This is a genomic window from Roseovarius sp. S88, assembly GCF_037023735.1.
In the GTDB taxonomy this organism is placed as follows: domain Bacteria; phylum Pseudomonadota; class Alphaproteobacteria; order Rhodobacterales; family Rhodobacteraceae; genus Roseovarius; species Roseovarius phycicola.
Window position 1 is genome coordinate 714,485 of sequence record NZ_CP146069.1, and the last position, 12,211, is coordinate 726,695.

Below are 12,211 nucleotides of genomic sequence, written 5' to 3' on the forward strand. Positions count from 1 at the left end.
TATGACACAACGTGGCTCTTGTTTATGTGGTGCAGTCAGCTTCGAACTGAGCGGAAAGCTTCGATCCGTTACAGCTTGTCACTGCGGTCAATGCCGCAAACAGTCGGGGCACTACTGGGCTGCCACATCGGCAGCGGATACTGGCCTGCGGATGATCAAGGATGAAGGCCTCACCTGGTTCGATGCCAGCCCAACGGCGCGCCGCGGCTTTTGCAAACTGTGCGGCTCAACGCTTTTCTGGAAGCCAACGGGCGAGGACAGGACCGCAGTTTCCGCAGGTGCTCTGGACCTTGGGTCGGGCCTGGAGCTGACAAAACATGTGCATGTAGCAGACAAGGGCGATTACTACGACCTGCCCGACGGGTTGCCCCAATTTGACGCCTTGAGTGGAGAAGAAAGTGCTTAAAGGAAGCTGTCTTTGCGGCGAAGTGACGTTTGAGGTGAATGCCCCGGCAGACGGCGCGTCTGTGTGCCACTGCGGGCAATGCCGAAAGCAATCGGGTCATGTTTGGTCTTCAGCTCACGCTGCCGAAACGGCGATTCACATTGCAGGCCCCGTGCACTGGTTCGAAGCAAGCCCGGCTGCAAAACGCGGCTTCTGCGCCCGTTGCGGATCCTTCTTGTTCTGGAAGGCGCATGACGAAGACACTATGAGTTTTGCCCTCGGTGCACTCGATGGAGAAACTGGCCTCAAGCTGGAAAAACACATCTTCACGGCGGACAAGGGCGACTACTACGAGATCGATGACGAGGTGCCGCAGTCATGACCCGAGGCTCGTGTCTTTGTGGTGCGAATGTTCTGGAGCTTGATCCGCCTGCAGGTCCGGTGACGGCCTGCCATTGCACACAATGCAGAAAGTACTCCGGGTACTATGCGGCCAGCCTGGACGTGGATCGTGACGCGGTGCGCTGGGTGAAACAGGGGCATATCAAAGAGTTTCAACACCCCAGCGGCGCGCGCCGTGTGTTCTGCGGATGCTGTGGCACGAAGCTTTGGTTCGAAGGCGCAGACGGGTGGCACAGCCTTGAAGCCGGGCTGCTAGATGCACCAACCGGCGGACAGATGGCGGGGCATATCTTTGCTGCCGATAAGGGCGACTACTACACGATTTTGGACGGATTGCCACAGGAGGCGCAGTTGTGATGTGGGAGGTTCTAACCGGATTTGAGCCAAGCGTCCTCGTGGCATTCATCGCTGCGGGTCTGCTGCTCAACATCACGCCGGGGGCGGACTTCGTGTTCATATCGGCCAGTGGCATTTCTGGCGGGCCAAAAATTGGCATGGCCGCGGCGATGGGCGTAAACCTTGGAGTGGCCGTGCACATCATTTTGGCCGCAGCAGGGGTGTCGGCTTTGCTCCTGGCCTTTCCGTGGGCCTACGACGCGATCCGCTATGTAGGCGCGGCCTATCTTTTGTGGCTGGCCGTGCAAGCCTGGCGCGCTAGTGGAGAGCTGGATGAAGGACGCGCGGCGCGCAGCGTATGGCGCGCGGTGCGCCGGGGGTTCGTGACCAACGTCCTGAATCCCAAAACAGCGCTCTTTATCTTTGCCTTCATTCCACAATTCACTGATCCGGCAATTGGCCCGATCTGGATGCAGATCCTGATATTGGGTGTGATTTTCATGGTGTTTGGCGCTGCCTTCTCGCTCTGCCTCGGGGCGGCAGCTGGGATGTTCGCGCATGCCCTCAAGGCGAAAACAAGAATTCTCAACCGGGTCTCTGCCGCCATGTTTGGCGGACTGGCGGCCCGGTTGGTATGGGACTGAAATGTATGAACTTTGCGGGCGCCTGAGGCGGGTCGCGAGATTAAGGAGACGACAATATGGCTGACTTACCAACAACCGCACGGGTTGTGATCATTGGCGGAGGCGTGGTGGGCACGTCAACGCTCTACCATCTGGCGAAGGCGGGATGGAAAGACTGCATCCTGCTCGAAAAGAACGAACTGACCGCAGGGTCCACATGGCATGCCGCAGGCAACGTGCCGAACTTTGCCGGATCCTGGGCGGTGATGAACATGCAGCGCTACGGTGCGGCTATGTACCGGACGCTGGGTGAGGACGTGGATTACCCGATGAACTACCACGTCACCGGGGCAATCCGGCTGGCGCATACCAAAGAGCGGATGCAGGAATTTGAACGTGTGGCGGGCATGGGCCGGTATCAGGGTTTGCAGATGGATATCTGCACGCCACAGGAGCTTCAGCAATATAACCCGTTCATGGAAACCCATGACCTTGAGGGCGGCCTTTGGGACCCGCTGGACGGTGACATTGACCCCGCTCAGTTGACTCAGGCGCTGGCCAAGGGCGCGCGCGATGCCGGTGGTCGGATTGAACGCTTCTGCCCGGTTGTTGGCATCGACAAAGACGGCGACGAGTGGATCGTGAAGACCGAAAAGGGTGAGATTCGCTGTGAATATGTGGCCAACTGCGCAGGGTATTACGCACAGCGCGTGGGCGAGATGTTCAAGCCCTTCGGTGGCCGCACCGTGCCGATGGTGGTCATGTCGCACCAGTATTTCCTGACCGAGCCGATTGCTGAGCTGGAAGCCTGGACCAAGGAACATGGCAAAAAGGTTGCGATGATCCGCGATGTGGACACGTCCTACTACCTGCGGCAGGAAAAGACCGGTCTGAACCTTGGGCCTTATGAGCGGAATTGTAAGGCGCATTGGGTCACACCCGACGATCCGATGCCGGAAGATTTCTCATTCCAACTCTACCCTGACGATCTGGATCGTTTGGAGTGGTATATTGAAGACGCCATGGGCCGGATGCCGCTTTTGGCCGAAGCAGGTGTGGGCCGGAATATCAACGGACCTATTCCATATGCGCCAGATGGCCTGCCGATGATTGGCCCTATGCCGGGTGTCAAAAATGCCTTTGAGGGGCATTCTTTCACCTTTGGCATCGCGCAAGGCGGCGGTGCAGGCAAGGTCCTTAGCGAATGGATCATGCATGGCGAGACCGAGGATGACATGTGGGCGGTCGATCCGCGTCGCTACACCGATTACTGCGACCACGACTATTGTCTGCAAAAAGCGCTGGAAACCTACGGCCATGAATACGCGATGCATTTCCCCTGGCACGAATGGCCTGCGGGGCGTGACAAGAAGTTGGGGCCGAATGACGCCAAAATCCGTGAGCTGGGTGGTGTCATGGGGGCTTATAATGGCTGGGAGCGGGCCAACTGGTACGCCAAACCCGGTGATGACACATCCGAGGAAAGCACGCAGACCTGGGGCCGCAAAGGCCCATGGGAGCCGCGCGTTCGCGAAGAGTGCGAAGCAGTGCGCGATGCGTGCGGTGTCCTGGATCTGCCGGGTTTCTCGCGGTTCCGCGTTCAGGGTGCCCGGGCCGATGAATGGCTGCGTGGCTTTGTCACTGGAGGTTTGCCCAAGATCGGACGCATCAACCTTGTCTACCGCGCCGACAGTCGCGGCCGGATCCTGACCGAGTTTTCCTGTATCCGTTTGGAAGAGGATGACTTTGTCCTGATCACAGCCGCCCCGGCACAGTGGCATGATGGGGACCTCATCCGTCAGAACGTGCCGGATGGTATCACCGTGACAGAGACGACGACCGAGCGTTCTGCGCTGCTGGTCGCAGGTCCAAAAAGCCGCGACATGCTCGCCCCTCTGACCGATGCCGATCTCTCGACCGGGTGGCTCACACATCAGCACGCCACAGTCGCGGGCAAACCTGCCTTCCTCATCCGGGTAAGTTTTACTGGAGAACTTGGCTGGGAAGTGCACGCCGCCAACGAGGATATGCCAGCGATCTTCGAGGCCATCCTTGAAGCGGGTGCCAAACCCTTTGGCATGTACGCGCTGAACTCCTTGCGCATCGAAAAAGGCTATCGCGCCTGGAAAGGTGATCTCAGCACCGACTACTCCATGCTCGAAGGCGGTCTGGAGCGGTTCGTCAAATTCGACAAGCCACAGGATTTCACCGGCAAAGCGGCGCTTCTGGCCGAAAAACAGCGCGGGCGGAAGAAAGCCTTTGTGCCGCTCATCGTGGATGCCGGTTTTGCCGATGCGCCATACATGTCGACGGTCTGGCTCAACGGTGACGTTGTTGGTGAGACCACCTCTGGCGCCTGGGGTTACCGGGTGAATGCCAGCGTCGCACTGGCCACGATCCGTGCCGATCTGGCCGATGCCGGAACCGAGCTTGAGGTCGAGATCTTTGGAGAGCGCCGCAAGGCGGTTGTCCAACCGGATCAGCCTTTGTGGGACCCTGAAAACGAACGGATCCGTGCATGAGCCTGGAGGTCTATCTCCTTTACTTAGGTGTCCTGGCGGCGTTTTTTGCGACGCCGCCAGACACAAGCCAGCTGTTGATCATCTCCAACAGCTTGCGCCACGGGATGCGTAAGTCTTTAGCAACGGTGGCCGGTGATCTGACCGCCAACAGCATACAAATGACGCTGGCCGCGTTTGGCCTCACGGCAATTGTCGCGGCAAACGCCAACGCGCTTTGGGTGATCAAATGGGCTGGTGTCGCCTATCTTTTATGGATCGGCCTGCGTCTCATGCTGTCCAAGGGTGCCGCTGACACACCGCAGGCTGCTGCACCGGGGCGGCTCTTCCGGCAGGGGTTTGTCACCTCATCGGCCAACCCCTATGCGGTGGTGTTTTTTGGTGCGCTCTTCCCGCAATTCATTGACCCTAGCCTGCCGATCCTTCCTCAGCTCTTGATCCTTGGGGTCACCTATTTGGTGGTCGATGGGGCGGTGCTGCTGTTGTGGGGTTGGGCCGCGCAACGCACTTTGGGTCGGCTTAAGGCGCTGACGGGTGTGTGGATCAACCGCATCTCAGGCGGTCTTATGATCGGGGCCGCATTGCTCCTGGGTCTGAAAGACATTGAAAGGGCGGATCAAAAATGACTTTGCCCAGCGTCATGTCTGGTGTGTTTCTTACCCGTCACGGCGGGCCAGAGGCTCTGGAATGGCGCGAGGACATCTCGGTGCCGCAGCCCGGGCCCGGAGAGGTTCTGGTCCGGGTTCTGGCCGCAGGGGTGAACAACACGGACATCAATACGCGCGAAGGATGGTACTCAGCGGACGTGACCGGAGCCACAGGTGACCTGCAGGGCAATGTCGAGGCGGGTGGCTGGTCCGGCGCTTTGAACTTTCCGCTGATCCAGGGGGGTGATCTTTGTGGCGAGGTGGTTGCCTTGGGCGAGGGCGTATCACGCCTCAGTCTGGGCCAGCGCGTCATTTGCCCTATCAACCAGCCGCGCCCCACCGCGGAGAATCCTGTGGGTTTTGTGGCCATTGGATCTGAATACAACGGCGCGTTTGCGGAGTATTGCGCGGTTCCCGAAGCGGACCTCTATGACGTCACGGATGCGCCGCTTAGTGACATCGAACTGGCTGCAATCCCGTGTGCCTTTGGCACAGCTGCTGGATTGCTGGATCGGGCTGGCGTAAAGGGTGGCCATAAGGTTCTGATCACCGGCGCGTCAGGCGGAGTGGGGTTGGCCGCAGTGCAATTGGCAACCGCTATGGACGCCCATGTAACGGGTATCTCATCACCAGCAAAAGCCGATGTGGTGCTTGAGGCAGGCGCCAAAGCGGTGCTGAATCGCGATGACGTGCCTCCTGTTGAGACGTTTGATGCCGTTGTTGACTTGGTCGCAGGGCCAGCCTGGGCCACGCTCATAGATGCTCTGAAGCCGGGTGGCCACTACGCCGTAGCAGGCGCCATAGCCGGACCGATTGTCGAAGCGGATTTGCGGCGCATTTACCTGCGCGACATCACCATTCATGGCTGCACATATCAATCACAGGAAGTTTTTGCGGCACTGGTGGAAAAGCTACAGGATGGTCAGGTCAAGCCACTGATTTCAAAAATTTACCCACTTAAAGATATTCGAAAAGCACAAGAAGATTTCATGTCAAAACGCTATCCCGGCAAGCTGGTACTCATACCGGGCAAAACTGGCGATGGAGCATGAAAGGGAGGGACACGCATGGCTGATATCACATTACTCGACGGATCCATTGGTCAGGAATTGGTCAAGCGTTCTGGCGATCGGGCGACACCGCTCTGGTCTACACAGGTGATGATTGATCATCCCAAATTGGTCGGCGAAGTGCATCTCGACTATTTTGAGGCTGGGGCGACGGTTGCCACGACAAACACCTATGCCGTGCTTCGCGACCGGCTGAAACGTGTGAACCTTGAGGACAAAACAGAGCTCCTAACAGACACAGCGGTGCGTGCCGCCCGCAAAGCGCGGGCCGCCTCTGGCGGCAAGGGCCGTGTAGCGGGGTCTCTCGGACCTCTGATCGCATCCTACCGCCCGGACATTTTTCCGCCTTTCGAAGACGCGGTCGCGGCGTATTCTGAACCTGTTGCTCATATGAAAGACCACGTGGACCTCTTTTTGATTGAGACAGCATCTTCCGTGGACCATGCCAAGGCGTCTCTGGCGGCTGCATCAGGGCATGGTGTGCCGGTCTGGCTTGGCGTGTCAGTCGATGATTTTGACGGCACGCGCTTAAGGTCTGGTGAACACGTCTCGGAATTGGCAGACGTCATCGCTCAATACGCGCCTGACGCTGTTTTGGTGAACTGCTCAAGACCAGAGGCGATTGGACCGGCCTTGGATCTCATCAAAGCGTTTGGTGTCCCGTTTGGGGCCTATGCCAATGGCTTCACAATGATCAGCAGCGGGTTTTTGGAGGAGTTTCCCACTGTGGATGCTTTGGAGCAGCGCGCCGATCTTGGGCCCGAGGTATACGCAGAATTTGCCATGAGCTGGGTCGCACAAGGAGCCAGCATAGTCGGCGGATGTTGCGAAGTCGGGCCTGCTCATATCGCGGAACTGGCGCGGCAACTATCGTCCGCAGGTCACAGGATCGTCTAGACATGAACGCACGCGCGCAATCCCGACACGGTCGCCAAGGGCACGAAGCAGATCAAACCGCACGGCAATTCGACATTGTGTTGTCTGACGGATTTGTCCTGACGGAATATGCCGCGCTCACAGATGCTTTGCGCATCGCCAATCGTGTCAGTGCTCAAGCGCAGTTTTCCTGGACCTGCCGATCCGCCAAGGGAGGGACAGTGACAAGCCTGAGTGGCGCAAGCGTTGAGACACAACCTTTTGCGCAGAAGTCGGATGCCGACTATCTTTTTGTGCTGGGCAACAGTGATCAGGACAGCCCAAGCCTGTCGCTTGGTCATGTGATCGACCGTTACACCAACCGCAACATTCAGGTGTTTCTGCTCTCAGAAGCGGCCAGCCGGTACATCAAAGAGCGCGGCCCCAAATCTGCGCACCTGACCACGCATTGGGAAAACTCAGCGGTCTTGAAAGAACGCACCGGGCTTTTTGATGCCGACAACGCGCTGGCCAGCGAAGATGGTCAGGTGGTGACATGCGCAGGTATGGGCGCGACCCTGGATGTGGTTTTATCCGTCATCGGGCGTCATGTCTCATCGGCAGTGTTGATGACCGTGGCTAATGTGTTCCTGCACGAGCGCATCCGCGATTTCGGCACACGGCAGCCTTTTGGTGGCACGGCTGGCACCGCTACGGGAGACAAGGTGCTCGACCGGGCAATTGAGATCATGCAGGACAATATCGAAGAACCGCTTTCCGTTGCCGAGATCACCAAGCGCTTGGGTCTGTCCAGCAGGTCGCTCGAAAGGCGGTTTCAATCACGTCTTGGGACGACACCTAACACCTATTACCGTGAGATGCGGCTTGCGCGAGCCAATAACCTTCTCTTGAACACCGCGATGTCAGTCCGTGAGATCGGTCTGGCCTGTGGGTTTTCTGGCGGCTTTTCCGTGCTTTACAAAAGCTTTTTTGGTGTGACGCCGCTTCAGATGCGGCGCACAAGGCAGCCCCTGCAATCGCGAGAAAAAGAGTGATTTACGTCAGTCAGTGACGGATTTCAGCTATGCTTGAAAACACACCCGTGGCATCGTCTGCGACGGTGCGAATCCCAACCCGGAGACAATGAGAATGAGCGCAGTTCCACAACAAGCCCGTGTCGTGATCATCGGCGGCGGTGTGATCGGGTGTTCGGTCGCCTATCACCTGACAAAACTGGGATGGAAAGACGTGGTCTTGCTAGAGCGCAAGCAGCTCACCTGCGGCACCACATGGCACGCGGCTGGCCTGATTGCGCAACTGCGCGCAACGGCCAATATGACCAAGCTCGCCAAGTACAGCCAGGAGCTTTACGGAAATCTCGAAGCCGAAACCGGCGTCGCCACCGGGTTCAAGCGCTGTGGGTCGATCACCGTGGCTCTCACAGAGGAACGCCGCGAAGAGATCTACCGCCAGGCCGGAATGGCCCGTGCCTTTGGTGTGGATGTCGAAGAGATCAGCGCGGCCGAGGTCAAGGCCAAGTACGAGCACCTCAATGTTGATGACGTTGCCGGGGCCGTCTATCTCGACAAGGACGGTCAGGGCGATCCGGCCAATATCGCGCTCGCCCTCGCCAAGGGCGCGCGCCAAGGTGGCGCGTTGGTCAAGGAACGCATCTGCGTCACAGGCCTTTCCAAGGAAGGCCGTCGGGTCACGGGGGTTGATTGGGCCAGCGACGATGGCAAAGAGCAAGGCCACATCAAGGCCGACATGATCGTGAACTGCGCCGGCATGTGGGGTCACGAAGTGGGCCGCATGGCCGGTGTGAACGTGCCGCTTCAGGCCTGCGAGCATTTCTACATCGTGACCGAAGCCATTCCGGGCTTAACGCAACTCCCCGTCCTGCGCGTGCCGGATGAATGCGCCTATTACAAGGAAGACGCGGGCAAAATGCTTTTGGGCGCGTTTGAGCCAAACGCCAAACCCTGGGGCATGGAGGGCATTCCCAAGAGCTTTGAATTTGACCAGCTGCCCGAAGATTTTGACCATTTCGAGCCGATCCTGGAGGCCGCAGTTGAACGTATGCCGATGCTGGCCGAGGCGGGTATTCACACCTTTTTCAACGGCCCGGAAAGCTTCACGCCAGATGACGCCTATCACCTGGGCCTCGCGCCTGAGATGGACAATGTCTGGGTGGCTGCCGGGTTCAACTCGATTGGCATTCAATCTGCGGGCGGCGCTGGCATGGCGCTGTCGCAATGGATGGATGCAGGTGAAAAGCCCTTTGATCTGGGCGATGTCGACATCAGCCGCATGCAGCCCTTCCAGGGCAACAAACACTACCTTTTTGAGCGCTCAAAAGAGACCTTGGGCCTGCTCTATGCCGACCACTTCCCCTACCGCCAGAAAGCCACCGCGCGTGGTGTGCGGCGCACACCGTTTCATCATCACCTGCTCGAACGTGGTGCTGTCATGGGCGAGTTGGCAGGGTGGGAGCGTGCCAACTGGTTTGCGCGGGAAAATCAGGACGCGGAATACCAATACAGCTGGAGCCGCCAAAACTTCTTCGACAATGTGCGCGAGGAACACATGGCCGTGCGCCAGAATGTGGGCCTCTATGACATGTCCTCTTTCGGCAAAATTCGCGTCGAAGGCCCCGATGCCGAGGCGTTCATGAACTATGTCGGCGGCGGTGACTATTCGGTAGCGAATGGTAAAATCGTCTACACCCAATTCCTCAACAACACCGGCGGGATCGAAGCGGATGTCACGGTCACACGCCTGAGCGAAACCGCCTATCTGGTTGTTACACCGGCCGCGACCCGTCTGGCTGATCAAACCTGGATGATGCGCCACAAGGGTGACTTCAACGTGGTGATCACAGATGTGACAGCTGGCGAAGGCGTGCTGGCTGTCATGGGGCCGCGCTCGCGTGACTTGCTCAAATCTGTGTCTTCGGGTGATTTCTCAAACGAGGTTAATCCATTTGGGACGGCTCAAGAGGTCGAGATTGGCATGGGCCTCGCCCGTGTGCACCGAGTCACCTATGTGGGTGAGCTTGGCTGGGAAATCTATGTTTCCGCCGATATGTGCGGACATGTCTTTGAAACGATTGCCGAAGCCGGACATGATTTCGGCATGCGCTTGTGTGGCATGCATATGATGGACAGCTGCCGCATCGAGAAAGGCTTCCGGCATTTTGGTCACGATATCACGTGTGAGGATCACGTACTCGAGGCCGGGCTTGGCTTTGCGGTGAAAACTGCGAAACTGGATTTCATTGGGCGCGACGCGGTTCTGAAGAAGAAGGAAACCGGCCTGGAAAACCGCCTTGTTCAGTTCAAACTCACCGATCCGGGACCGCTCCTCTATCACAACGAACCAATTGTACGCGATGGCGAGATTGTGGGATATCTCAGCTCCGGCAATTACGGCCACCACCTCGGTGGGGCCATGGGCCTGGGCTATGTCCCGTGCAAAGGCGAAACGGCGGATCAGGTGCTGGGGTCGTCGTATGAAATCGACGTGGCAGGCACACGGGTCAAAGCCGAAGCGTCCTTGCGTCCGATGTATGACCCAAAATCCGAGCGCGTGAAGACCTGAGCCGTTGAGCATAGGTATTTGAAACAAGAAAGAAGCCGGGGTGCGTTTTGCACTCTGATCGTGTAGCCCGGCGTCATGACAGACTATGCGCCGCCGGACACACCGCTTGATGTACTGCACGAGGATCACGAGCTTCTTGTGGTCAACAAACCTGCGGGTTTGTTGTCGGTACCGGGCAAGGGGCCCGAGCTGTCTGATTGTCTGCTGGCCCGCGTTCAGGAGGCCTTTCCAATGGCGCTTTTGGTGCATCGGCTGGATCGCGATACATCCGGCGTGATGGTGTTCGGCCAAACCCCGCATGCCCAGCGTCACCTTGGTCTGCAGTTTGAGAAAAGGCAGGTGAAAAAGACATATGTGGCCCGCGTTTGGGGCCGTTTGGAGCCCAAGACCGGAACCGTGGACTTGCCGCTCATTGTGGATTGGCCGAACCGGCCAAAGCAGATGGTGTGTCACAAGACAGGCAAACCCGCGATAACTGATTGGCGCGTGCAACGCTATGGGCAGGATGAGACGCGGGTCAGGCTCATGCCCCAAACCGGACGCAGCCATCAGCTTCGGGTGCATATGCTGTCGCTTGGGCATCCGATCCTGGGGGATCCACTCTATGCCGAAGGTTCTGCACAAACGTTTGAGCGCATGATGCTGCATTCAGAGGAACTGCGTTTGCGTCATCCCGAGGGCGGCTTGGGCATGCGGTTTCGCGCGCCTGCACCGTTCTAAGAGCTGCGCAGAACCCGGTCCGTGAGATTGAGCCGCTCAGCGATGATGGGTGTGAGGGTCGCGCAAAGCTCAGGCTCTGAATTCAAAATGATCTCAAGCTCATCCAGCCGATTGGTGGCGATCAACTGCAACATATCAAGACGTGGCGATCCATCCGCGTGGCGCGGCAGCGATGCAACCGTCTGGATCAGCTCAGGTTTGGGCGCAGGCGCGTGTTTTGCAATGGCCTCAGGCGTTTGTGTGGTCTCGACAAAGGCATAAAGGCCAACACCTTTCGCGGGTAACGCAAAGGTGCAGAGCGCCACATCGCTGATCTCGGGCTGGGCCAGAAGCGCTTGACGCAAGGCAGGGCCATCCCGCTCAGCCCGATCCTCTGTGCCTTCGCCATCCGACCAGTTCATCACGCTCCGGGTGATGAAATTATACAGCCGCTTGCCCGTCGCCATCCAAATCCTTGAAGGCAGAGATTTCTGCGCCAGCATCCGACGCTCAGACGGTGTCAGCAGGTTGGGCGCATAGGCGAGTTTCTGTTTGAGCAAGTGCCGCAAATCTTCGCGCGCCTTGATCCGAAAAAGCTTGCCGCGATGGGCGTGAACTGAGGCCAGTTGAAAGTCAATCACTGCCGCGCGCCCATCGGGTGTCATCAGCCAATTCTGCGGCTTGGCAATGTCGTTATGCGTCACTCCGGCGCGGCGCATCTCCCGCAACAGCCGCCTGGCGTCGCGATACCACGCCGGGTCACTTGGTTTGGCCAATTGCAAAGGCGTGCCTTGCGTCCAGCTTCGCAAAAGACCAACCTTGTCGGCGCGCACCAGAACAGGACATCCTTCAATGCTCTGAACGGCCTTCAAGCCACGGATTTCCTTGCGCGCCAGCCACCACGCCAAGGGCCGCGCGTAGATCGGAACACCGTCCAGTTTGCGCAGCACCACGGGAAACTCAGGATATCCTTCCAGCTTGCCCGAAATGGTTTCGGAAAAGACATCGCGCTTGTGCACCGTCTCAGGAAGGAACCGGGCTTTGGTCATATCCGGGGTGATCTTCATAAAACGCT

Annotated in this window: 12 protein-coding genes; 11 read left to right on the forward strand and 1 reads right to left on the reverse strand. The window is 58.3% G+C overall.

Features of this window, described 5'->3' with window-relative positions; genetic code table 11:
- Position 1: 1 nt before the first annotated feature.
- From RZ517_RS03595 to RZ517_RS03645, 11 genes are all read left to right on the forward strand, one after another.
- Positions 2 to 406, forward strand: coding sequence for a GFA family protein (locus RZ517_RS03595; protein WP_338550107.1), 405 nt, complete (start codon positions 2 to 4; stop codon positions 404 to 406).
- Positions 399 to 767 (forward strand): GFA family protein, encoded by a 369-nt coding sequence (locus RZ517_RS03600; RefSeq protein ID WP_338550108.1) that lies wholly within the window; start codon positions 399 to 401, stop codon positions 765 to 767. Before RZ517_RS03595 ends, RZ517_RS03600 begins: the two co-directional genes overlap by 8 nt.
- On the forward strand, positions 764 to 1,144 hold the full coding sequence (locus RZ517_RS03605; RefSeq protein WP_338550109.1) for a GFA family protein: 381 nt from the start codon (positions 764 to 766) through the stop codon (positions 1,142 to 1,144). Before RZ517_RS03600 ends, RZ517_RS03605 begins: the two co-directional genes overlap by 4 nt.
- Entirely contained in the window at positions 1,144 to 1,767 is a 624-nt protein-coding gene (locus RZ517_RS03610; protein ID WP_338551104.1) for a LysE family translocator, read from the forward strand. Before RZ517_RS03605 ends, RZ517_RS03610 begins: the two co-directional genes overlap by 1 nt.
- Positions 1,768 to 1,823: 56 nt before the next feature.
- On the forward strand, positions 1,824 to 4,268 hold the full coding sequence (locus tag RZ517_RS03615; protein ID WP_338550111.1) for a GcvT family protein: 2,445 nt from the start codon (positions 1,824 to 1,826) through the stop codon (positions 4,266 to 4,268).
- Positions 4,265 to 4,891: a LysE family translocator gene (locus RZ517_RS03620; protein ID WP_338550112.1), complete on the forward strand. Its 627-nt coding sequence runs from the start codon at positions 4,265 to 4,267 to the stop codon at positions 4,889 to 4,891. Before RZ517_RS03615 ends, RZ517_RS03620 begins: the two co-directional genes overlap by 4 nt.
- Complete coding sequence (locus RZ517_RS03625) at positions 4,888 to 5,964, forward strand: alcohol dehydrogenase family protein (protein ID WP_338550113.1); 1,077 nt, start codon at positions 4,888 to 4,890, stop codon at positions 5,962 to 5,964. The genes RZ517_RS03620 and RZ517_RS03625 overlap by 4 nt, the downstream gene beginning before the upstream one ends.
- Before the next feature lie 15 nt (positions 5,965 to 5,979).
- On the forward strand, positions 5,980 to 6,879 hold the full coding sequence (locus tag RZ517_RS03630; RefSeq protein ID WP_338550114.1) for a homocysteine S-methyltransferase family protein: 900 nt from the start codon (positions 5,980 to 5,982) through the stop codon (positions 6,877 to 6,879).
- 2 nt (positions 6,880 to 6,881) lie between these two features.
- Complete coding sequence (locus tag RZ517_RS03635) at positions 6,882 to 7,892, forward strand: GlxA family transcriptional regulator (protein ID WP_338550115.1); 1,011 nt, start codon at positions 6,882 to 6,884, stop codon at positions 7,890 to 7,892.
- A gap of 94 nt (positions 7,893 to 7,986) precedes the next feature.
- Positions 7,987 to 10,437 carry a GcvT family protein gene (locus RZ517_RS03640; protein WP_338550116.1) on the forward strand — a complete coding sequence of 817 codons (2,451 nt, stop codon included), beginning with the start codon at positions 7,987 to 7,989 and terminating at the stop codon, positions 10,435 to 10,437.
- Between the two features lie 75 nt (positions 10,438 to 10,512).
- Positions 10,513 to 11,157 (forward strand): RluA family pseudouridine synthase, encoded by a 645-nt coding sequence (locus tag RZ517_RS03645; protein WP_338550117.1) that lies wholly within the window; start codon positions 10,513 to 10,515, stop codon positions 11,155 to 11,157.
- Here RZ517_RS03645 and RZ517_RS03650 read toward each other — a convergent pair.
- Positions 11,154 to 12,203, reverse strand: a complete 1,050-nt coding sequence (locus RZ517_RS03650; RefSeq protein ID WP_338550118.1) for a phosphotransferase — start codon at positions 12,201 to 12,203, stop codon at positions 11,154 to 11,156. The two genes, RZ517_RS03645 and RZ517_RS03650, sit on opposite strands and share 4 nt — an antisense overlap.
- Positions 12,204 to 12,211: the final 8 nt, after the last annotated feature.

Bases quoted from the DNA above. Each gene is read 5' to 3' on its own strand.
- RZ517_RS03615 (WP_338550111.1), top strand. From the start codon at position 1,824: ATGGCTGACTTACCAACAACCGCACGGGTTGTGATCATTGGCGGAGGC.
- RZ517_RS03605 (WP_338550109.1), top strand. From the start codon at position 764: ATGACCCGAGGCTCGTGTCTTTGTGGTGCGAATGTTCTGGAGCTTGAT.
- RZ517_RS03620 (WP_338550112.1), top strand. From the start codon at position 4,265: ATGAGCCTGGAGGTCTATCTCCTTTACTTAGGTGTCCTGGCGGCGTTT.
- RZ517_RS03625 (WP_338550113.1), top strand. From the start codon at position 4,888: ATGACTTTGCCCAGCGTCATGTCTGGTGTGTTTCTTACCCGTCACGGC.
- RZ517_RS03610 (WP_338551104.1), top strand. From the start codon at position 1,144: ATGTGGGAGGTTCTAACCGGATTTGAGCCAAGCGTCCTCGTGGCATTC.
- RZ517_RS03645 (WP_338550117.1), top strand. From the start codon at position 10,513: ATGACAGACTATGCGCCGCCGGACACACCGCTTGATGTACTGCACGAG.
- RZ517_RS03595 (WP_338550107.1), top strand. From the start codon at position 2: ATGACACAACGTGGCTCTTGTTTATGTGGTGCAGTCAGCTTCGAACTG.
- RZ517_RS03640 (WP_338550116.1), top strand. From the start codon at position 7,987: ATGAGCGCAGTTCCACAACAAGCCCGTGTCGTGATCATCGGCGGCGGT.
- RZ517_RS03630 (WP_338550114.1), top strand. From the start codon at position 5,980: ATGGCTGATATCACATTACTCGACGGATCCATTGGTCAGGAATTGGTC.
- RZ517_RS03635 (WP_338550115.1), top strand. From the start codon at position 6,882: ATGAACGCACGCGCGCAATCCCGACACGGTCGCCAAGGGCACGAAGCA.
- RZ517_RS03650 (WP_338550118.1), bottom strand. From the start codon at position 12,203: ATGAAGATCACCCCGGATATGACCAAAGCCCGGTTCCTTCCTGAGACG.